Source organism: Endozoicomonas sp. NE40, assembly GCF_040549045.1.
In the GTDB taxonomy this organism is placed as follows: Bacteria; Pseudomonadota; Gammaproteobacteria; order Pseudomonadales; family Endozoicomonadaceae; genus Endozoicomonas_A; species Endozoicomonas_A lisbonensis.
In genome coordinates this window covers 2,698,015-2,718,878 of record NZ_JBEWTB010000002.1, presented here as the reverse complement: position 1 = coordinate 2,718,878, position 20,864 = coordinate 2,698,015, and the positions used below count along the sequence as shown (strand labels likewise).

General features: G+C 49.8%; 17 protein-coding genes. 7 read left to right on the top strand and 10 right to left on the bottom strand.

Going from position 1 to position 20,864, the window contains the following annotated elements; all coding sequences use genetic code 11:
• Nucleotides 1–173: 173 nt before the first annotated feature.
• Together V5J35_RS13340 and V5J35_RS13335 are read right to left on the bottom strand one after the other, a co-directional pair.
• The gene (locus tag V5J35_RS13340; protein ID WP_354007609.1) at nt 174–1,640 is read right to left on the bottom strand and encodes an HlyD family type I secretion periplasmic adaptor subunit; all 1,467 of its coding nucleotides are present in this window, start codon (nt 1,638–1,640) and stop codon (nt 174–176) included.
• A 14-nt stretch (nt 1,641–1,654) separates the two neighbouring features.
• Nucleotides 1,655–3,823, bottom strand: coding sequence for a type I secretion system permease/ATPase (locus V5J35_RS13335; RefSeq protein WP_354007608.1), 2,169 nt, complete (start codon nt 3,821–3,823; stop codon nt 1,655–1,657).
• Between the two features lie 231 nt (nt 3,824–4,054).
• Between V5J35_RS13335 and galE the strand changes: the two genes are divergently transcribed.
• Complete coding sequence (gene galE, locus V5J35_RS13330; RefSeq protein WP_472924776.1) at nt 4,055–5,224, top strand: UDP-glucose 4-epimerase GalE; 1,170 nt, start codon at nt 4,055–4,057, stop codon at nt 5,222–5,224.
• Here galE and V5J35_RS13325 read toward each other — a convergent pair.
• The 5 genes from V5J35_RS13325 to V5J35_RS13305 all read right to left on the bottom strand — a co-directional run bounded on the left by V5J35_RS13325 (nt 5,221) and on the right by V5J35_RS13305 (nt 12,108).
• Nucleotides 5,221–6,279, bottom strand: coding sequence for a hypothetical protein (locus V5J35_RS13325; RefSeq protein WP_354007607.1), 1,059 nt, complete (start codon nt 6,277–6,279; stop codon nt 5,221–5,223). The genes galE and V5J35_RS13325 overlap by 4 nt on opposite strands.
• A 167-nt stretch (nt 6,280–6,446) precedes the next feature.
• Nucleotides 6,447–7,169, bottom strand: a complete 723-nt coding sequence (gene phoU, locus V5J35_RS13320; RefSeq protein ID WP_354007606.1) for a phosphate signaling complex protein PhoU — start codon at nt 7,167–7,169, stop codon at nt 6,447–6,449.
• A gap of 14 nt (nt 7,170–7,183) precedes the next feature.
• Nucleotides 7,184–8,110 carry a phosphate ABC transporter ATP-binding protein PstB gene (gene pstB / locus V5J35_RS13315; RefSeq protein WP_354007605.1) on the bottom strand — a complete coding sequence of 309 codons (927 nt, stop codon included), beginning with the start codon at nt 8,108–8,110 and terminating at the stop codon, nt 7,184–7,186.
• A gap of 48 nt (nt 8,111–8,158) precedes the next feature.
• Entirely contained in the window at nt 8,159–9,838 is a 1,680-nt protein-coding gene (gene pstA, locus V5J35_RS13310) for a phosphate ABC transporter permease PstA (protein ID WP_354007604.1), read from the bottom strand.
• A 14-nt stretch (nt 9,839–9,852) separates the two neighbouring features.
• On the bottom strand, nt 9,853–12,108 hold the full coding sequence (locus tag V5J35_RS13305; RefSeq protein WP_354007603.1) for an ABC transporter permease subunit: 2,256 nt from the start codon (nt 12,106–12,108) through the stop codon (nt 9,853–9,855).
• A gap of 534 nt (nt 12,109–12,642) precedes the next feature.
• On the opposite strand from V5J35_RS13305, the gene V5J35_RS13300 reads away from it, so the two are divergent.
• Nucleotides 12,643–13,965 (top strand): Na+/H+ antiporter family protein, encoded by a 1,323-nt coding sequence (locus V5J35_RS13300; protein WP_354007602.1) that lies wholly within the window; start codon nt 12,643–12,645, stop codon nt 13,963–13,965.
• A gap of 74 nt (nt 13,966–14,039) precedes the next feature.
• Here V5J35_RS13300 and V5J35_RS13295 read toward each other — a convergent pair whose 3' ends face one another.
• A complete protein-coding gene (locus V5J35_RS13295; protein ID WP_354007601.1) occupies nt 14,040–15,014 on the bottom strand; it encodes a PstS family phosphate ABC transporter substrate-binding protein in 975 nt (324 codons plus the stop codon).
• A 366-nt stretch (nt 15,015–15,380) separates the two neighbouring features.
• Between V5J35_RS13295 and V5J35_RS13290 the strand changes: the two genes are divergently transcribed.
• The 3 genes from V5J35_RS13290 (at nt 15,381) to V5J35_RS13280 (ending at nt 17,774) form a co-directional block, all read left to right on the top strand.
• Entirely contained in the window at nt 15,381–15,917 is a 537-nt protein-coding gene (locus tag V5J35_RS13290) for a TRAP transporter small permease subunit (RefSeq protein ID WP_354007600.1), read from the top strand.
• Nucleotides 15,910–17,292 carry a TRAP transporter large permease gene (locus V5J35_RS13285; RefSeq protein ID WP_354007599.1) on the top strand — a complete coding sequence of 461 codons (1,383 nt, stop codon included), beginning with the start codon at nt 15,910–15,912 and terminating at the stop codon, nt 17,290–17,292. The genes V5J35_RS13290 and V5J35_RS13285 overlap by 8 nt, the downstream gene beginning before the upstream one ends.
• Nucleotides 17,293–17,372: 80 nt before the next feature.
• Nucleotides 17,373–17,774, top strand: coding sequence for an acyl-CoA thioesterase (locus V5J35_RS13280; protein ID WP_354007598.1), 402 nt, complete (start codon nt 17,373–17,375; stop codon nt 17,772–17,774).
• Here V5J35_RS13280 and V5J35_RS13275 read toward each other — a convergent pair.
• A complete protein-coding gene (locus V5J35_RS13275) occupies nt 17,764–18,165 on the bottom strand; it encodes a response regulator (RefSeq protein WP_354007597.1) in 402 nt (133 codons plus the stop codon). The two genes, V5J35_RS13280 and V5J35_RS13275, sit on opposite strands and share 11 nt — an antisense overlap.
• Nucleotides 18,166–18,255: 90 nt before the next feature.
• Nucleotides 18,256–18,924 (bottom strand): fumarylacetoacetate hydrolase family protein, encoded by a 669-nt coding sequence (locus V5J35_RS13270; protein ID WP_354007596.1) that lies wholly within the window; start codon nt 18,922–18,924, stop codon nt 18,256–18,258.
• A gap of 123 nt (nt 18,925–19,047) precedes the next feature.
• On the opposite strand from V5J35_RS13270, the gene V5J35_RS13265 reads away from it, so the two are divergent.
• Together V5J35_RS13265 and serA are read left to right on the top strand one after the other, a co-directional pair.
• Nucleotides 19,048–19,308, top strand: a complete 261-nt coding sequence (locus V5J35_RS13265; protein ID WP_354007595.1) for a DUF4404 family protein — start codon at nt 19,048–19,050, stop codon at nt 19,306–19,308.
• A gap of 292 nt (nt 19,309–19,600) precedes the next feature.
• Nucleotides 19,601–20,830 carry a phosphoglycerate dehydrogenase gene (gene serA, locus V5J35_RS13260; protein WP_354007594.1) on the top strand — a complete coding sequence of 410 codons (1,230 nt, stop codon included), beginning with the start codon at nt 19,601–19,603 and terminating at the stop codon, nt 20,828–20,830.
• Nucleotides 20,831–20,864: the final 34 nt, after the last annotated feature.

The window sequence follows — 20,864 nt, the reverse complement described above, 5'->3', positions numbered from 1 at the left end:
TTTCAGAATAGCCAGATATAAGCGTGTACTGCGCCCTGATTTATATAGTAAATTGAAATTAAAATAGATATATAAATAGCAACAGTGTGGTTTATTTTAAATAAACCACACGAAACAATTTATTGAGTTCTATAGGGATCAACTTAGATTGCTTTACAGACTGGTAACAGACTTCATCGCTCAGTTAATGCATTTCGCTTGGCTTTCAGGATAGGTTTAAGCAAATAATCCATTAAGGTTTTCTTTCCGGTAAGGATATCAACATTGGTTTTCATTCCGGGAATAATTTCCAACTGTGTTTCTTCATTACCAAGGTAGTTTTTGTCTGTACGAATATGGACGACGTAAAAGCTTTCACCTTTTTCGTTTTCAACCGTATCGGCACCAATATGCTCCAGTGTTCCTTCCAGACCACCATAGATAGCAAAATCATAAGCGGTTAATTTCACGACCGAAGTCATACCCTCTCGTAAAAAACCAATATCCTTAGGGCTGATTTCTGCTTCGATGAGCAAATTATCTTCAACCGGCACAATCTCCAGCAAATCCATGCCTGGCTGAATGACACCACCGATGGTATTAATATTGATTTTCTTAACAATACCGGGAACCGGTGAACGAACCAGTGTCCGCTTAACCTGATCTTCAAGACTGGTATGAGACTCCGTCATCTGGTCGAGCTTTAATTCTGTTTCTCTCAGCTCCTGAACCACTTCTTCCCTGAATTTAACCGTCAGCTCTCGTTTTCGGGCAAGTGCTTCTTCATAGGCTGACTTTAGTTTGGGAATAGACAATTCCGTCATTTTCCTCTCGGAAGCAAGGTCATTAACCCGCTGTTTCAACTGAATCATCTCTACGTGAGACACCACACCCTGTTTGGCAAGCGGTTTGGTTAACTCCAGTTCTTCTTCTCCCAGCTCAAAACTGGTTGTAAGAAATTCCAGCTGGGCTTCTGAAGCTGACAGTTCGTGCTTTGCCTGGCTGGACTGGCGGTTAGCAATATCCAGCTCTGCCCTTAAACCATCTTTTCGGTTTTCGTATATCGTTTCTTCACGATCAATGTACTCTTGATAGTCATCGAGTTCTGACGGGAAATAGATGTCCTGGCCACTCAGCTCGGCTTTCAGACGTGCCGCCCTGGCCAGTTCACTGTAGTACTCAACCGCACTTTCCCGGTAAGTGGAACGAAAACGAGTGTCGTCCAGCCTGAGCAGCAACTGTCCTTCTTTAACCAGTTCACCTTCCTGAACATAAAGTTCCTGAAGAATGCCACCTTCAAGATTCTGAACGACCTGTAGCCGGGACGAGGGAATCACTTTACCCATGCCACGGGTGATTTCGTCAAGCTCAGCCACACTGGCCCAGATAACAGCAGAAAAGACCGCCAGCAGCATCATGTAAATCAGCAAACGGCCACCTCTTGGGGTTTTCATCAGCATAGCGGCGCTGGTGTCTGACATGTACTCCAGGTCTTCAGGCTTTACATGCTCTTCCAGAGAAGATTCAGCAGTGTCTTCCCCATCAGCCTCTGCTGCCGTTTCATCAGGTTCCAGAACGTCCTGCTCCTGCAAGGCTTCCTGCTCCTGCGGGGCTGCCTGCTCATTCTGCTTGCCTGGATCAGTGTCCTTTTGATCGCTCATTGGAATACCATTCGTTATTCAATCTTCAGCTTGCCCTGTTTCAGAGCAGCATGTACCTGTTCCTTGGGTCCGTCTGCAACCACTTTGCCGTTATCCACCACGACCAGCCTGTCCACCATATCCAGCATGGAGGCTTTGTGAGTAACAAGAACAATGGTTTTATCCTTACAACGAGTCTTGAGCTGCTCTTTCATGTGCTGCTCAGTCGTATTGTCCATCGAGCTGGAGGGCTCATCGAGTACCAGAATCGGTGGGTCCATCAACAGGGCTCTTGCCAGGGCGATACTCTGCCTCTGACCTCCGGAAAGGTTCTGTCCACGTTCACCCACCACCATATCCAAACCATTGGGGTGTTTGTTGGCAAACTCGGTAACACCGGCGATTTCAGCTGCTTTCAACAGAGCCGCATCATCAATGAAGCTGGCACCCAGAGTGATGTTCTCTTTGATGGAGCCGTAGAACAGGGTGATGTCCTGAGAGACACAACCAATACTGCTGCGCAGGTCAGAAGGGTTAAGCTGTCTCAGGTCGATACCATCAATCCGAATTGCGCCATTTTCTGGCTCGTAAAGGCCAAGAATCAGCTTTTCAATGGTGGTTTTGCCTGAGCCTATACGACCAATAATCGCAACTTTTTCACCCTCCTTGATCTTGAGGGAAACGCCACGAAGAGCCTGAATCTCCTGCTCAGGGTAGGTGAAGTCAACCTGGTCAAATTCAATGCTGCCTTTCAGTTCCGGGCGATTGACATAATCCCGGTCTTCATGGCGCTCAACAGGCATATCCATCACCTGGTTCAAACCATCAAGCGCAGACTTTGCCTGATTGTACCGTGTCGCCAGACCGGCTACCTGAGCCATGGGAGCAAGGCAGCGACCTGCCAGCATGACGGTGGCAATCAGCCCCCCCATACTCAACTCACCTTCTGAAATCAGGAAAACACCCGTAGCCACCAGACCAATATTACACATTTGCTGAACATAGGCACTGACGGTTGAAGCTGATGAACTCAGTAATTTTGTCCGTATGCTCCAGGTCGCAATATGACCAACAGACTTCTCCCATTTGTACTGAATATCACTTTCAGCCTGGGCAATTTTCAGTGCTTCCATGCCCGTCAGACTCTCAATCAACGTGGCACTTTTCTGGGAATTAGAACGCAGGGTCTTTTCAACCGAACGACGCAGAGGTCCCTGAATGGCAAAACTGTACACACCAATCAGGAACATACAGAACAGCGGGATAAAGGCGAGTGGCCCACCCAGCATGAAAATAACCATCAGAATGATAAAGGTGAAAGGCAGATCCACCAGAGCCGTAACGGTTGAAGAAGTAATGAACTCCCGAATACTTTCAAAGTCCTGAAGGTTCTTGGCAAAAGAACCAACAGAGGCCGGGCGTGCTGACATGCTCAACCCCAGAACCCGTTCCATGATTCTGGACGACAACAGGATATCGGACTTTTTCCCTGCCAGATCAATAAAATAACTTCGAATCATTTTCAGAATGAAATCGAAGCTGAATACAATAATCGCCCCCACGGCCAGTACCCAAAGGGTGTCAAAAGCCTGATTGGGAACCACCCGGTCGTACACGTTCATCACAAACAGCGGGCTTGCGACGACAAACAGGTTAATCATCAGGGAAGCCAGCAATACATCACGATAAATGCGCCAGGAACCCAGAATGGTTCCCCAGAACCAGTGTCTGGATTTCACATTCAGAGTAGTTGGGCTGCGCTTGTCGTAACGATGTTTTTCCCGAACGTAAATCGCATAGCCTGTGTAATGCTCAGTCAGGTCGTCCAGAGAAATACGCTTAACCCCGTCACCCGTTTCAGGCAGTACCACTCTGGCATGACCTTCTTCGTGATCAATGTCCAGCAGAATACAGGCCTTTCGTTTCTTGAGAAACAGAACCACAGGGGTGACCAGCGGGGAAATGTCCACCAGATCCCGTTTATGTACCTTACTGGCCAAACCGGCACGGTTGGCTGAACGCATAAACAGATCGGCATTAAATAAACCCTCTTCAAGAGGCAGTCCTGCCCTGAGAGAGTCGTGAGAATAAGGTTTACCGTAATGACGTGTCAGGAAAGCCAGGCACTCCAGTAAAGGATCAAATTCCAGTTGGTCCTGCTCTGGTACGCCCCAGTCCTCGGTTGCTGCAATTGTCTGATCCATGGATCCCTGCCAATGAATACGAAATTAAAACAGACTGCTTGCCAAAATTGACTCTCTGCAAAAGTGAAAAAGAATCAACTTTATTAGTAATGACGATAGCCGGTAAAAGACTGCTCTTGTACAGATCGTCGCAATCTTTTTCTTTTTAGAAAGTTTGGTTCGTTTCCGTCAAATAACTGAATGGGCGAACTATATTGCTCTGGCAATAGAACGTTTTTTACTGGATTCAAAATGCAGAACAAATCCCCTGAGTCAAAGACACGACGGTCACTGTTAAAAGCCGCATCCACTCTTGTTGCGGGCAGTCTTCTTCCTGCTCTGTCCAACGGTTCTGCAAAACGTTATGTTCCGGATTTACGGAGCGGAACATCTCTATGTGGAACAATGATGCTAGTCACCGGAGGAGCGGGGTATATTGGCAGTCATACATGTGTTGAGTTACTGGAAGCGGGTTATGACATTATTGTGCTCGACAATCTGAGTAATGCATCAAGGGAGTCGCTGAACAGAGTAGAGGAAATTACCGGAAAAAAGCTGATATTTATCCACGGTGACATTCGCAACCAAACGCTTCTTGATGATGTGTTTTCCACTTACCCCATAGAAACCGTCATTCACTTTGCCGGTTTTAAGGCGGTAGCGGAGTCCGTGTTAAAGCCTCTGGAATACTACAACAATAATGTTTATGGCAGTAACACCCTGTTTGCCGCCATGGAAAAAGCAGGCGTAAAGAAAATTGTCTTCAGTTCTTCAGCAACCGTTTACGGACAGCAGGAAACCATGCCTATTTCCGAAACCGCAAGCCTGTCCCACACGAGCCCTTATGGCCACACCAAACTGTTGATTGAAGAAATGCTCCAGTATCAGCACCAGGCAGCCCTTCGTCTCGATTCCTCATGGAACATCGCTTTACTGAGATATTTCAACCCGATTGGAGCCCATCAGTCCGGCTACATAGGGGAAGACCCTAAAGACATACCCAATAATCTCATGCCTTATATCACACAGGTCTCTGCAAAGAAGCGCCCTTACCTGCGGGTCTATAAAGGTTATGAAACCACTGATGGCACCGGCATCAGGGACTACATTCACGTTGTCGATCTGGCCAGAGGTCATGTTAAAGCCATAGAAAAGCTTCAGGATTCTTCAGGCGTACACACATGGAATCTTGGTGTTGGTCGTGGCTACAGTGTCTATGAAGTATTAAACGCCTTTCAGGAATACAACCATGTGAACATCCCCGTTCAGGAAGAAGGCAGAAGGGAAGGGGATGTGGATATCTGCTATGCCGATGTCAGCAAAGCAGAGGCAGAGCTGGGCTGGAAAGCCCGATACGGTCTGGAGGAAATGGTCAGGCATGCCTGGGTCTGGCAACAAAAATACCCGGATGGGTACGCTTAAAGCCCGTATCGATCCAGAATACCGGGGTGTTGTTGCCGGAACATATTCTGAACTATTTCATCAGTGGAGCCCCACAGTTGAGAAAACTCACCCCTGTGTTCATCCTCTAATTGCTTATCGCCATTGACTTGAGCATTGTGGATTTTCTCAATGATGGCAATCAGCCCCTGGATACGTTTTTTTCGATCCTTCTTTTTGTTGTTATCTCTGTCATCACCGCCACCTCCCGCAGATAAAGAGACAACATGGCCTAAATCGTAGTTTCTGTTAGGTTCAATAGCTGGGCGACATCCGTGAACCTTATCACATGACTTCGGTTTATAGGGATTACCACTTTTTCTTGAGTCTGATACTCCTGACCCACTTCTGATTTTTTTCCTTGAATTTGAGGGAGCCTGCCTTGCCGGCACGTCGCCATTATTTGTCAGGCATTGAGTATTTAAAAAGTTGACATCCTGGTAAATCAGGTCTGGCGATCTCCTGGCAAGCTGGTCGCGGTATGCAAACCCTATTGGCCAGCACCCCTGATCATCCAGACCAAGATGGGACGGGTCTATGGCAACCCCTTTGATAGCACTTTCATCGCCTAATATCAGGGGGGGTACGTCATCGCCTTTTAGCACCAGTGTGGCAGGCGTTACTGGTGAGTTTTCAAGAGATGAGAAGAACGTTTTCACGACAACGGACTGTCTGGTCTGCTCCCTTTCATTCGGGCCAACATCAATGCCAATATATCGGGAGGCTCCATCATGTACGCCTGTATCGCGACTAGTCAGAACATTTCTGAGAACAAGCGGCCGGCTGATGCTGTATGAGCCAGAGAGTGCCAGTACACACCCCTGATATTGACTGTTTTTTTTACGCAGGTCCCGGGTATCGCCAGGCTTAATATGGATTTCACACTTTGGTTTTATCAATGGGGTCGGAGTCCGCCCCCAGTGGTACTCCATAAAGAAGGCCGTAAAAACAAACAGGGGTGCTTCACGAAGCGCCCCTGTTTTGTAACTAGAAAAACCGTGTCCCTGCGTGGCAAAAAACAGGGCTGGTAGAAACATTGTTTTGCAGCAACACGCTAGAAAATCATGCAAACGCCCAAGCATAAAATGATCCTGGAGGCAGTGCCTCTAAAGCTCCGCAGACGGGGGCATCTCAGGTTATTTTGTCGCTCGTTACCATAGTTGATTTTTCAGTCATGTAAAGTGCGGTCATTCAGGCCCGGTTATTATTTATCAAACACTTCTGCCTGAATGCGCTTGATGCCGATATGCCGAACATCCTTACCCTTCACCAGATAAATCACGTACTCTGCAATATTACGGGCATGGTCGCCAATACGTTCCAGTGAACGCAGCACCCACATAATGTTCAGCACACGAGTGATAGAGCGGGGGTCTTCCATCATGTAGGTCACCAGTTCACGGGTCGCGCTTTTGTATTCACGATCCACAGACTTGTCTTCTTTAGCCACCGCTAAAGCCAGGTCCGCGTCAAAACGGGCAAAGGCGTTCAGGGCGTCCTGAACCATCTGACGAACATGATTGCCAATGTGGCGGGCTTCAATATAACCCTTCGGCGCTTCACCCTGCTCTGTCAGGGAAATGGCGAAACGGGCAATTTTGGCGGCTTCATCACCAATACGCTCAAGGTCTGTCGAAGCCTTGGTGCAGGCCAGTACCAGTCGCAGGTCACTGGCAGCAGGCTGGCGACGGGCCAGAATGCGGCTGCACTCTTCATCAATGGTCAGTTCCATGGAGTTGATATCGGTGTCTTTTTCACACACCGAAATCGCCCCTTCACTGTCTGCATTGATCAGGGCGTCAATGGCATCCGACACCTGCTTCTCAACCTGCCCCCCCATGGATAACAGGTTATTCCGCAGTTCCTCCAGTTCAGTGTTGAACTGCTGGGAAATATGATGACTCATAAGGTCTGTTTTCGTATCCATATACTTATTCTGCCTCAGCCGTAACGGCCGGTAATATAGTCTTCAGTCTGCTTCCGGGCCGGGTTGGTGAATACCGTGTCGGTATCGCCAAACTCTATTAACTTGCCCATGTACATAAAAGCAGTGTAATCAGACACACGGGCTGCCTGTTGCATGTTGTGCGTCACGATCACAATAGTAAATTTTGATTTCAGTTTGTTGATAAGCTCTTCGATCTTCAACGTTGAAATCGGATCCAGCGCTGAAGCCGGTTCATCCAGCAGCAACACCTCAGGTTCAACCGCAATGGTACGGGCAATCACCAGTCGCTGCTGCTGACCACCAGACATACTTAAAGCGCTTTCATGCAGACGGTCTTTGACTTCATCCCAGAGCGCAGCACTTTTCAGCGCCCACTCAACCACCTCATCCAGAACCCGCTTTTTATTGATCCCCTGAATACGAAGGCCATAAGCGACGTTTTCATAAATGCTCTTGGGAAACGGGTTGGGTTTCTGGAAAACCATCCCTACCCGTCGGCGCAGGTCGGCAGCATTCACACTTTTTTCATAGATATCCTGATTATCCAGCAGAATTTTGCCGGTGACACTGCAACCTTCAACCAGGTCATTCATGCGGTTCATTGTCCGCAGCAAGGTTGATTTACCACAACCAGAGGGCCCGATAAAAGCAGTCACCCGCTTCTTGGGAATCTTCATGGAAATATCGAACAAGGCCTGCTTCCTGCCATACAGCAGGTTCAGCTGTTCGACACTGAAACAGGTATCTTCCTGATCCAGATACAGCTTGCGACGGCTGCGCCCCAGGCTTTCCAGATTAAACGCCGGGCTGGAGGATTCAGTTGTCGCAGTCCGGGCAGTCTGTTGCCCCTCCCCAGTCCGGGATGATGTGCTCACGTCCAGTGCCTCATTCAGCATGTGATTACCTACACCATATACCATTTAAAAGTTTTATTCTGTGATTGGAAGCAACCCTCTTATTCAAGGCCATCATGCTTCCAGACTCTTGTACTTCTCGCGCAGTTGATTGCGGATAGCCACCGCTGACAAATTCAGCACCGCAATCACAACGACCAGCAGCAACGCTGTGGCATACACCAGCGGTCTTGCCGCTTCAACGTTCGGGCTCTGGAAGCCAACGTCGTAAATATGAAAGCCCAGATGCATAAACTTCTGATCCAGATGCAGGAAAGGATAGTTAGCGTCCAGCGGCAGGCTGGGAGCCAGTTTCACCACACCGACCAGCATCAATGGCGCCACCTCACCAGCCGCACGGGCCACCGCCAGAATCAAACCGGTCATCATCGCCGGGCTCGCCATGGGCAGTACAACGCGCCACAGGGTTTCTGCTTTCGTCGCCCCCAGCGCCAGACTGCCTTCACGTACCGAGCGCGGAATGCGCGATAAACCTTCTTCCGTTGCCACAATTACCACCGGCAGGGTCAGCAGTGCCAGTGTAATGGATGCCCAGAGCAGGCCCGGCGTACCAAAGGTTGGGGCCGGCAAAGCTTCCGGGAAGAATAACTGATCGATCTGGCCACCTGCGAAATAGATGAAAAAGCCCAGACCAAATACGCCATAAACAATCGATGGCACACCGGCAAGGTTGTTCACAGCAATACGAATAGCACGGGTCAGCCAGCCCTGAGAAGCGTACTCACGCAGATAAACGGCAGCCACCACACCAAAGGGCGTCACAATGATCGACATCAGGATCACCATCATGACGGTACCGAAGATAGCAGGGAACACCCCGCCTTCAGTGTTGGCTTCACGGGGATCTTCTGTGATGAACTCTTTCAGCTTGCTGAAGTAAAAACCGATTTTCTGCCACACCGACATGGCATTTGGCCGGTATGCCCTGACAATCTTACTGAAATACTGCTCGGTTTCGCGCCCTTCAACCGTGGTAGCGACAAAGCTATCGCGGTTAAAGGCGGTATAAAGCTGCGCCAGTCGTTCTTCCATGACTTTGTATTCCGCCTGATAAACACGACGCTGAGCCTCTATATCAATCAGCCGTTCTGGTGTCAGCCGGTTATTTAACTCAAGGCTTCGTTGTTGCAGTCGTAACCGTTCCAGCCTGGCATTTACCGAACCGATATCGTGTTTCTCAATGGCATAAATGGCTTTGTGGATGCCCAGGGCTCTATCCAGACGGTTTTGCAGTTCATCCCATGCCTCTGCCCCTGTAGCGACCACAACACCGTCTTCCTTGATGCTCTGCAAATAGCCATAGAAGTTACCCCATTCACGGCGCTCAAGCGCCATAATGTCTTCAGGGTGTTTGCGCTTCAGCAGCCAGCGATCCACAACCCAGGCAAAGTCGGAACCATAGATATCCCGGTTGCCAACTTTCAACAGGTCACGCACCACTTCACCTTCATTATCTTCAATGGGTAAGCCCGCTGCTTTCAGACGTGCAGCCGGGACTACTTCAGACTCTACAATCTCACCGGCAACGATTCTGGGCTCCTGCCCGGGAATCTGGTATTCCGTCACAATAATACTGCCCGGCCAGAAATGCCCAAGCCCCCGAACGGCGATCAATGCCAGCAGACCCACCACAAGAATCACACTGATTGCTACGGCTCCGGCGTTTAACCAGACCCAGGGAGAACCACTGCTGAACCACCTTCCCACCGACGTTTTGTTTGTCACTGTTTTCATTAACGTGATTCCTTTTACAGTGAGCTGTATTTCTTGCGCAGACGATGACGGACAATTTCAGCTGCGGTATTAACGACAAAGGTAAACAGGAACAGAACCAGTGCCGCCAGGAACAGAATGCGGTAATGGCTGCTGCCCACTTCTGATTCCGGCATTTCTACCGCAATGTTGGCCGCCAGTGTGCGCATACCTTCAAAGATATTGGCATCCATAATGGGGGTATTGCCCGTTGCCATCAGCACAATCATGGTTTCACCCACCGCTCGTCCCATGCCAATCATGACGGCAGAGAAAATACCCGGACTGGCGGTCAGCAGAACCACCCGAACCAGGGTTTGCCAGGGGGTTGCGCCCAGTGCAAGAGAGCCGTAGCTGAGGTGTTTGGGAACACTGAAAATAGCGTCTTCGGCAATGGAAAAAATGGTGGGAATCACCGCAAAGCCCATCGCCAGCCCGACCACCAGGGCATTGCGCTGATCGTAGGGAATCCCCAGCTCCGATGTCAGCCAGGTACGCATATCGCCATCAAAGAAAGTGACTTCCAGTATGCCATTCATTGAGAAGGCAACAGCGCCACTTAACAGGACGACAGGTATCAACAACGCCGCCTGCCAGCCTTCCGGAACGGCATGACGAATTTTGCCCGGTAATGAATCCCAGATAAAAGCAAACAGAAGAATACCCACCGGCACAAACAGCAGCAGTGCAAAAATGCCCGGCAAATTATTCTCAATCAGTGGTGCCAGCCATAAACCCGCCAGGAAGCCAAGGATAACGGTAGGCAACGCCTCCATCAGTTCAATCATTGGCTTCACCTTTCGGCGCATACCCGGAGCCATAAAGTAAGCGGTATAAATGGCACCCGCTATCGCCAGGGGGGTTGCCAGCAACATGGCATAAAAGGCTGCTTTCAGGGTACCGAAAGAGAGTGGGGTCAGGCTGAGCTTCGGCTCAAAGTCGTTGTTTGAAGCCGAGGATTGCCAGATGTATTCAGGTTGTTCGTAGCCTTCATACCAGACCTTTTGCCATAAAGCAGAAAACGACACTTCAGGGTGTTCATTCTTAACCCTGAAAAATTCAACACCTTCCTGCCCGTCGACCAGCAGGTAGTTACTTCTTGGTGAAATCGCCATCTGATTAATGGGGCCATCAGACAACTGTTGTCTTATAAGCGTTCGACCGGCGGTCGTATAAAACACCCCAACATTGCCTTCTGTATCAGACGCAAGAAATCCTTTACGACGATGTTCAGGTTTTATCGAGGTAATCGGGCTATCCAGCAGTTTGAAGTCACGAACCCGCTGCAAAGACCATTCATTCTGCTCATCACGAACCATGAACCACTGACTGATTAAACCACTATCGTCGCCTGTAAGGAGCGAGACTCCACCTAGCAGAAACTCAATTTCAGTGATAGTGGCGTCCCCAACCGTCAGGTCAGTCACTGAATGCAAATGCAGCTGACCCAGCCTGTCAATATTGATGACAGCCATTTCATCACCAGCCATTCTTACAAACAGCCAGCGCTGGTCAGGGTCAATTTTTAACTGTTCAGGCTTACCGGGAATGGCCGGCAGCGTGACGGCCTGTTGTTCCAGGGTCACTTCTTCTGTCAGAAAGTTTTCTTCCTTGCTGAACGCTGTCGCAACCATCCTGCCACTGCTGACCGCAGCGATAAATAACTGCCTGTCATTATCAGCCAGAGTGATGTCACTGAGGCTATTGTCTGATAGCGTCAGAAGCTGTTCGCCATAAGGGTACTCAACAACAGGCGTAATAATACGCTGATCATCAGGCCAGCTGATTTTATGCCCAACCTTGAAAACAATCGCCTGACCATTGCTTAATCCAGCGGCCATCAGGTTTGAATTCGCAGGATCACTGGTCAGGGTTGCTACTTCTGTACCGGCAGGCAGAGGCAGATAAAACCGCGAATTATTGTCGCCAGTCCGGGTTGAGCGAAAATCAAACTCACCAAGGCGGTTGATGCTCAGGGCTATCTCACCCTGTTCTTCCATGCTCAGATAGAGCGGAGGATTATCCTGATCAATACTCTGGGTCCATGTGCTTTGCGGGGTAACCGCAGCTCCCCTGAACAATGGCGCTACTTCGTAAACAAGGTAGAAAAATATAAGGGTTATGGCGGCAATAACCCCAAGCCCACCTACAGCAACTGCCCATCGGGCAAAATTGTCTTTTAGAAAACGCAAAGAGCGCTTCCGTCTAAGGGCCGGGGTGTTGAAGTCGACACCAGGGCTGTTTTCTATCATTTTTTGGTACATGGCTCTGGTCGCACGGATTAATGAGCGTACAATAAAACGAATGTATTACAAAAATGTTACAACCGGAAAATAAGCGATCAGCCACGTTGCCAATTGTCAAAACATTCTGAATTCGCCCAAACTTTAACCGGTGCGAATATTAGGTTTGCACAGAATTGGAAAAATCAGTATTTTAAGTAACTCGCGCTAAGGACGCAGTACATTAATCGAGACTTTTCATGTTAATAAAAGCCATGCTAATAAAACAATTAAGCTCACAAAGTGGGCAATATTATCAGGAATATCTTTCCTGCTTAAATACCAGCGCTGATGCAATGTCTGTCGCTCTTACCTCTCTGCACTCCCACCGACATCATCACTCCCATCATTGATTCCCTTCGGGAAACCTTGCGTTACAACATTCTTTAAAACATTCAACGCCACAAAATTAGTCCATATTGGATAGTGGTTAAGTAAAAGCTGACTGCAATAAATAATATAAACAAACATTCAGTTAGCTGGAAATGACAATCAGGAAATTCGATGAACGCAGTAATTCTGGCTGTTACAGTAATGCTTGCGCTGAGTTTAATGCGCGTAAACGTTGTGTTAGCCCTGTTTCTGGGAGCCCTCACAGGTGGACTGTCCGGTGGACTGGATATCCACGAAACCATAACCGCTTTTTCTGAAGGCCTTGGCGGCGGTGCTGGCATTGCCCTGAGCTACGCCATGCTAGGTGCTTTTGCCGTTGCCATTTCACGCTCTGGCGTACCCGAGTGGATGGCAGGCAAGATTATCAAAAAAGTGAAAAGTGACGCCAGGACAAATGGCAGAAATTCACTGAAGTATGGCGTGTTCGTCATGGTTCTTCTGATGGCGTTTGCCTCCCAGAACCTTGTGCCTGTCCACATTGCCTTTATTCCGGTACTGATTCCACCGTTGCTGTCTGCCTTTAGTGCGATGAACATCGACCGTCGTCAGATTGCCTGTCTCCTGACGTTTGGTTTGACAGCCACTTACATGCTTGTACCCGTTGGCTTCGGTAATATCTACCTGATGCAGATTCTGGGTGGCAATCTGCAGAAAAACGGCCTGGATATCGACCTGAGTCTGATGCCTTCTGCCATGATGATCCCAGTGAGTGGTATGTTCCTGGGCCTGCTGTTTGCGCTGTTTGTCAGCTATCGTAAACCTCGCTCCTATCACGTTGAACAAAGCCAGCTGGTTCAGGACGAAGAGGTGACCCTGAACAAGGCAAGTGTCGTTTCTGTCGTACTGGCCGTTGCTTCAGCACTGGGCATTCAACTCAGTACAGGCTCCATGGCTCTGGGTGCCGCTACCGGCTTCATCATTATGATTCTGGGCCGGGTTGTGTGCTGGCGTGAAGCGGATGACGTGTTTGCCCAGGGTCTGCGGATGATGGCCGCCTGTGGTTTTATCATGATCTCCGCAGCCGGTTTTGCCGAAGTATTGCGTACCACCGGTGACATTCCGGTTCTGGTGAACATGGTTGAAAATCTTGTGGGCGGGAGTCAGCCGCTGGCGGCCTTTATGATGCTGCTGGTTGGTCTGCTGATCACCATGGGTATCGGCTCCTCCTTCTCCACAGTGCCTATCATCGCTACCCTGTACGTCCCTCTGGCTATGGCGCTGGGCTTTTCGCCACTGGCAACTGCTGCACTGGTAGGTACTGCAGGTGGTCTGGGTGATGCGGGCTCTCCGGCGTCTGACTCCACCATTGGCCCAACAGCAGGTCTGAATGCTGATGGACAGCACGACCACATTCGCGACTCTGTTCTTCCGACCTTCCTGCACTACAACCTGCCAATGATTATCTTTGGCTGGATTGCGGCAATGGTGCTGTAAAAACACTGAATAAAAAAGTCCCCGCACTGCCTCAGGCATGCGGGGACTTTTTTTATCTCAGCAAACTGGAGTGATCAGAGTTCCAGCTCACTCAGGTATTTTTCAACGACAGTGGTTGGCAGTGGAATATAACCATCCTTAACCACTACTTCCTGTCCCTGACGGGACAGAACCATCTTCAGGAATTCACGCTCCAGCGGAGGTAACGCCCTGTTTGGCTGCTTGTTCACGTAAACATACAGGAAGCGGGCCAGAGGGTAACTGCTGTTTACGGCATTAGCTGGCGTTGCATCAACAAATTCACCACCGTCTTTCTTCGCCAGAGGCACAGTACGGACGCTGGACGTCTTGTAACCGATGCCCGAATAACCAAGTCCGTTGATGGAGGCTGAAACTGACTGCACGACAGATGCCGAACCGGGCTGTTCGTTGACATTGTTGCGGAAATCACCTTTACACAGTGCCACTTTCTTGAAGTACCCATAGGTTCCGGATACAGAGTTGCGTCCGTAAAGCTGGATAGAACGATTTTTCCAGGAACCTTCCAGACCTGTCTGTCCCCAGGTGGTGATGTTCTGGTCGCCACCACACCGGCGGGTTGTGGAGAAGATAGCGTCCACCTGCGCCATGGTCAGCCCCTTGATGGGGTTGTCCTTGTTAACAAAGACGGCCAGGGCATCAATCGCTACAGGAACCGGCGTAGGCTTGTAACCGTAACGCTTTTCAAAAGCCTCCAGCTCTTTATCCTTCATCTTGCGGCTCATGGGGCCAATGTTGGAAGTGCCTTCCGTCAGGGCAGGAGGCGCAGTCGAAGAACCGGCAGCCTGAATCTGTACGTTGACGTTCGGGTATTCGCGTTTGAAGTCTTCAGCCCAGAGGGTCATCAGGTTGGCCAGAGTGTCGGAACCAACGCTGGACAGGTTTCCGGATACGCCACTGGATTTTTTATAGACCGGCATATCGGCGTCGATCTGGCTGGCCACTGCGGTCTGCATTCCTGCAACTCCTGTTACCAGAGCCACAGCAGTGATGAGCGCTTTCAGTTTCATTGATAGTCTCTCCTAAGAGGGTTCTTGTTATTCGCTGCGGTTCCATTCCGCGATAGAGACGATACAGACCCAACAGTCATGAACGAATTCGTCTGCACTGCAGGCATGGACAAATGTTCATGGAAATAAGATTGTCTGATGGCTGAAATCATAGGGAGGGAATATGACAATATTGTGACCTGCAGAAAAACGAACCGTCAATAGCTAACAAACCTGTGCATCGTTTTGCAGATTCAGGTGGTGACTGGGTATAATCAATGGCAAAAATTACAGTATTCAGATAACGACAGAAATGTAATTTTCAAGACTTTACCATCTAACGGTCATGGTAAAGCCACAATAACAATAATAAATCAGGGGCATCTCATGAAATCCGGCTGGATTATGCTGCACAGAGTTGTAGCCGGGATCGATCAGTTGACGGAAAAAACCGGTCAGCTGATCAGTTGGTTTAACCTCTTACTGGTTTTATCTGTCTGTCTTGTTGTTTTGCTGCGTTACTTTCTTAATGTTGGCTCTATTGCCCTGCAGGAAACTGCCATGTACTTCCATGCGCTGATCTTTCTGGGAGCCAGTGGTTACACCCTTAAACACCAGGAACACGTCAGAGTTGATGTATTTTACCGGCGCATGTCGCCAAAAGGTCAGGCCCTGGTGAACAGTATGGGTACGCTATTTCTGCTCATTCCTGTTTGCCTGTTCATTGGGTTTATGAGCTGGGAATACGTCATGCAGTCCTGGAGCATTATGGAAACCTCCACGGACCCGGGAGGCTTGCCCGCTGTTTTCCTGCTGAAAAGCCTGATCCTGTGTCTGGCCTTCACCCTGTTTTTACAGGGCATTGCTGAACTCCTCCGCTCGTTAATGCTACTGGCTGATGTTCAGGAGGTGCAGCATGGCTGAGTTTATCCCCCTGATTATGTTCGCCTGTGTCTGCGCTGTGCTGATGATTGGCTATCCGGTCGCTTTTTCCCTGGCAGGAACCGCCCTGATTTTCGCAGCCATCGGTACACTGACAGGATACTTTGACGGCTCTTTCCTGACAGCCTTACCCAGTCGTTTATTTGGAATTATTGGCAACCAGACGTTACTGGCGGTTCCACTGTTTGTTTTTATGGGTGTCATGCTGGAAAAATCCAGAGTCGCAGAAAACCTGCTGGAAAGCATGGCCCGGCTCTTTGGTCAGCTGCGTGGGGGGCTGGGGCTTTCCGTAACAGTGGTGGGTATGTTGTTAGCAGCCAGTACCGGTATTGTCGGTGCCACAGTGGTCACCATGGGGCTGTTATCGCTACCGACCATGCTGCGCAGAGGCTATTCTGCCCAGCTGGCGACCGGCACTATCTGTGCAACAGGCAGCCTTGGACAGATTATCCCTCCTTCCATCGCACTGGTTTTGTTAGGTGACGTGTTGTCCACCGCTTATCAGCAGGCTCAGCTGAATATGGGAATTTTCTCTCCCAAAACCGTATCGGTTGGCGACCTGTTTGTGGGAGCGTTGATTCCGGGGTTACTGCTGGTGCTGGCTTACTCTGTGTACGTCATGGTGGTGGCATGGCTGAAGCCTGAATCAGCGCCAGCGTTAACCGATGAGGAGATTAAACAGTTTGATGAAAGCAGCCAGACCTCATTATTGATGACGCTGCTGCCTCCGGTACTGCTGATTATCGTCGTACTCGGGTCTATCCTCACTGGCATTGCCACACCCACAGAAGCTGCAGGCGTCGGCGCTTCAGGTGCTATTGCCCTTGCCGCTGCCCGACGACAGATTCATCGAGAGATTCTGTATGAAGTGGTGACCTGTACCACCAAAATCACCTGTATGGTGTTCCTGATTCTTATCGGGGCATCGGTGTTTTCGCTGGTATTCCGGGGCTTTGGTGGTGAAGAACTGATCCAGTCTCTGTTTGAAAGCCTGCCCGGCGGTGTTTTCACAGCGGTACTGCTGGTGATGGTGGTAATGTTCCTGCTCGGCTTTATTCTTGATTTTATTGAAATCACCTTTGTTATCGTGCCAATGGTGGGACCCGTCCTGCTGGCTATGGGCGTAGACCCGGTCTGGCTTGGCATTATGATTGCTGTTAACTTACAGACCTCTTTTTTAACCCCCCCTTTTGGCTTTGCCCTGTTTTACCTGCGAGGGGTTGCTCCAGAAGAGGTGGCAACAGCGGATATCTACAAAGGCGTTGTGCCTTTTATAGCCATTCAGCTGATCATGCTGATCGCACTGGCAGTCTGGCCACAGCTGGCCACCTGGCTGCCAGCACAAATCTATGGCTGATGCACCATAAAACGATTTATGTTAAAAGAGCAAAAGCTGAACCCGCAGCAGAAAATAAGAAGAAGACCGGGAGAGAATGAATGAATCTCGTGAACGATGACAATCCTGTACCTCAGGGGGAACTGACTCTGAAGGTACTGGCGGATAGCCAGTCCACCAATTACACCGGCGATGTGTTTGCTGGCTGGGTAGCGATGAATGTCGACCAGGCTGGGGAAATTCAGGCCAGAAAAGTCGCCAGAGGCAGGGTCGTTACGGTCAGCATTGGTGCTATGAGCTTTATGCGGCCGGTACAGATTGGTGACATTATTGGCTTGTACAGCCGGGTAACTGAAGTGGGCAAAACATCCATCCGGGTGATTGTGGAAGCCTGGATAGAGAACGACAACGGCGACTCGGTTTCGCAGAAAAAGCTGACAGATACCTCAATGGTCTTTGTGGCGGTTGATGGCTCAGGCAGTACTCAGCGCATTAACCGTTGAGTTTGTCAGACCAGCGTTGTAACAGCCCGGTCATTTTATCAACCGTCACGGGCTTGTCGATGAAATCATCCATGCCGGCCTGTTGAAAAGCCTGTTGGTCTTCATCCGTAGCGTTAGCGGTAAAAGCAATAATAGGGATCCGGTCGTAAGGCTGGCCGGATGCCCTGATGGTTCGGGTGGCTTCCATGCCATCCATAACCGGCATGATGCAATCCATCAACACCAGATCGAATGATTCCTGCGCTACTTTCTGAACGGCAGCTTCTCCATTATCCACGATGACCACAGAGCAACCCAGTTTTTCCAGCAGTGTCTGCGCCACCATCTGATTGACCGAATTGTCTTCTACTACCAGGATATGGAGTTTAAAGTCAGGCAGTGTTTCTGACAATGGATAGCCCTTTCCTGAAAATACTTATCCAACTATCTATTAACTAGCTATTAACTACCTATTTAACTATCTGGCACCACAGCCAGATCTTTAGGGTGCCCGGCACGAGGTTTCGACAGAGAAGACATCCGCTATTGCCAGTTCCAGACGATCACCGGCATACAGCGGTGCCACCCCTTTAGGGGTACCGGAAAGCACAATATCCCCGGGTTCCAGAGTGAAATGCCGGCTGATGTAACTCAGCAGCCCCGGAATAGACGTCAGCATATTAGCGCTGGTGTCCTGCTGCCGGACTTCACCATTTATTTTCAGACTGAAGGCTATGTTTTCCAGATCAGGCAGATGTTCTTTCGCGACAAACGATGAAACCGGGCAGCTGCCATCAAAAGCCTTGGCTACCTCCCAGGGCAGTCCCCGGCTTTTCATTTTCGCCTGCAGGTCTCTCAGGGTCAGGTCCAGAGCCAGCCCTAACGCCTTGATAGCATCGGTCGCTTCATGCTCACTGGCATTGCAGAGAGGTTTATCAATCAGCAGGGCAATCTCTGTTTCAAAATGCACGTCGCCCCGGTTCCGGGGAATTTTAAACGGCAGCTCCAGGTGTACGACAGAGCTTGTTGGTTTAATAAACAACACCGGATCATCCGGCAGCGGGTTGTTCAGTTCTTCAGCGTGTTCGGCATAGTTTCTGCCAACGCAGACAATTTTACCCGTTGGAAGATCAATGCGGTCGCCACTAAGCCAGCGGTGCCTGTACTTCATCTAGGCTTCCCTTTTATCTTATCATTATAATGTGGCCGATACGTTCCCGGCAGTCCGGAGCCCAACAAGATAACCATCGGCCCTGAATCATTCCATCAGGCTTCCAAGCCGGAGGAGAGAACCATGTCAGAAGAACTCCATCTCAATATCCAGGATCTGCACGACTTGCTGGAAGGTCAGCCTGTTGATGATTGCACGGCTGGTTCCCTGAAACAGATCACCGACGAAATCCAGATTGCTCTGGCGCAGGCAGAAGGTGACATTCCACTGCAGGAGTACAACGAACAGCTGGAACAGGAGGCCATACGCTTCAGCGAAGCACATCCTGCACTATCCCAGGCTATCAGGCAGGTGATGACCACCCTGTCCAGTATCGGCATTTAAGTCCTGCGGGGTATGTTAACCTTTCCTGCCCACAGGTTTAAGCCTCCTTAAGTAGTAAATTCATAATTAGCAAAACCACAAAGCGACAGCTGATCCTTGAAATCATAAGCAAAAACGGCAGCTTCCGGCTGTCGCTGTGGTATCATTTTCTGCCCGGACAACCATAAATACATTCTCATCAGGCTGCTGGCACGGACTCCAGCTATTATGCCCTGAACCGGATGCACGGCCCCCCATTAAAACCAGCGCCTGTGCCGACGGAGCCATAGAATAAAACAACTGAGCGAACACTATGTCATCCACATCTCTGGACAAGAGCAAGATCAAATTCCTTCTGCTTGAAGGTGTACACCCTTCAGCCGTAGAAGTGCTGGAAGCTGCCGGTTACAACAATATTGACTATGTCACCAAGTCCCTGCCCACGGAAGAACTGAAAGCGCGCATAGCAGACGCTCACTTTCTTGGCATCCGCTCCCGAACCCAGCTGACGGAAGATATTTTCGAATCAGCCCGGAAACTGATTGCAGTAGGCTGTTTCTGTATTGGCACTAATCAGGTTGACCTCAGGGCCGCTACAGCCCGGGGCATCCCGGTCTTCAACGCACCTTATTCCAACACCCGCTCTGTGGCCGAACTGGTGCTGGCAGAAGCGATTCTGCTACTACGCGGGATTCCCGAAAAGAATGCCCTGGCCCACCGTGGCGGATGGCTGAAAAGCGCTGCCAACTCTTACGAAAGCCGTGGCAAAAAGCTGGGCATTATCGGCTATGGCAACATTGGCAGCCAGTTGAGCATTCTTGCTGAGTCTCTGGGCATGGACGTCTATTTCTACGACACCGTCACCAAACTGCCCATGGGTAATGCCAAACCCGTGTCAGACCTTAACCAGCTGCTGGCAATGTCTGACGTGGTCAGCCTGCATGTACCGGAAACCGTTGCAACTAAATGGATGATGGGTAAAGAGCAGCTTGAAGCCATGAAGGACGGCAGTGTATTTATCAATGCTTCCAGAGGTACTGTAGTCGATATTGAGGCACTGGCTTCAGCTCTTGAAGACGGCAAACTGCTTGGGGCAGCCATCGACGTATTTCCTGAAGAACCTCGCTCCAATAACGATGAGTTCATTAGCCAGTTACGCGGTATGAACAACGTTATTCTGACACCGCACATTGGTGGCAGCACACAGGAAGCTCAGGAAAATATTGGTGGTGAAGTCGTCGACAAGTTTATCAAGTACAGTGATACTGGTACGACATTGTCGTCTGTTAACTTCCCGGAAGTAGCACTGCCAACCCATACCGGCAAGCACCGTTTACTGCACATCCACAAAAACATTCCAGGCGTTCTGGGCTCTGTCAACCAGGTCTTTTCTGACAACAACATCAACATTAGTGGTCAGTACCTGCAAACTAACGAGCAGGTCGGTTACGTGGTGATTGATGTGGATGCGGAGCGCAGTGAAATTGCGCAGGAAAAACTGCGGGAAATTGAAGGAACCATTCGCTGTCGGGTGCTTTACTAACCGGTATCCCTTGATACCTCTTCCATACTGACAG

What these genes read in the sequence shown, in the direction of transcription:
- V5J35_RS13280 (WP_354007598.1), top strand. Translation starts at nt 17,373, where the DNA reads ATGAATCTCGTGAACGATGACAATCCTGTACCTCAGGGGGAACTGACT.
- V5J35_RS13265 (WP_354007595.1), top strand. Translation starts at nt 19,048, where the DNA reads ATGTCAGAAGAACTCCATCTCAATATCCAGGATCTGCACGACTTGCTG.
- V5J35_RS13295 (WP_354007601.1), bottom strand. Translation starts at nt 15,014, where the DNA reads ATGAAACTGAAAGCGCTCATCACTGCTGTGGCTCTGGTAACAGGAGTT.
- V5J35_RS13270 (WP_354007596.1), bottom strand. Translation starts at nt 18,924, where the DNA reads ATGAAGTACAGGCACCGCTGGCTTAGTGGCGACCGCATTGATCTTCCA.
- serA (WP_354007594.1), top strand. Translation starts at nt 19,601, where the DNA reads ATGTCATCCACATCTCTGGACAAGAGCAAGATCAAATTCCTTCTGCTT.
- galE (WP_472924776.1), top strand. Translation starts at nt 4,055, where the DNA reads ATGCAGAACAAATCCCCTGAGTCAAAGACACGACGGTCACTGTTAAAA.
- pstB (WP_354007605.1), bottom strand. Translation starts at nt 8,110, where the DNA reads ATGGTATATGGTGTAGGTAATCACATGCTGAATGAGGCACTGGACGTG.
- V5J35_RS13300 (WP_354007602.1), top strand. Translation starts at nt 12,643, where the DNA reads ATGAACGCAGTAATTCTGGCTGTTACAGTAATGCTTGCGCTGAGTTTA.
- V5J35_RS13340 (WP_354007609.1), bottom strand. Translation starts at nt 1,640, where the DNA reads ATGAGCGATCAAAAGGACACTGATCCAGGCAAGCAGAATGAGCAGGCA.
- V5J35_RS13325 (WP_354007607.1), bottom strand. Translation starts at nt 6,279, where the DNA reads ATGTTTCTACCAGCCCTGTTTTTTGCCACGCAGGGACACGGTTTTTCT.
- V5J35_RS13305 (WP_354007603.1), bottom strand. Translation starts at nt 12,108, where the DNA reads ATGATAGAAAACAGCCCTGGTGTCGACTTCAACACCCCGGCCCTTAGA.
- V5J35_RS13290 (WP_354007600.1), top strand. Translation starts at nt 15,381, where the DNA reads ATGAAATCCGGCTGGATTATGCTGCACAGAGTTGTAGCCGGGATCGAT.
- V5J35_RS13335 (WP_354007608.1), bottom strand. Translation starts at nt 3,823, where the DNA reads ATGGATCAGACAATTGCAGCAACCGAGGACTGGGGCGTACCAGAGCAG.
- pstA (WP_354007604.1), bottom strand. Translation starts at nt 9,838, where the DNA reads ATGAAAACAGTGACAAACAAAACGTCGGTGGGAAGGTGGTTCAGCAGT.
- phoU (WP_354007606.1), bottom strand. Translation starts at nt 7,169, where the DNA reads ATGGATACGAAAACAGACCTTATGAGTCATCATATTTCCCAGCAGTTC.
- V5J35_RS13285 (WP_354007599.1), top strand. Translation starts at nt 15,910, where the DNA reads ATGGCTGAGTTTATCCCCCTGATTATGTTCGCCTGTGTCTGCGCTGTG.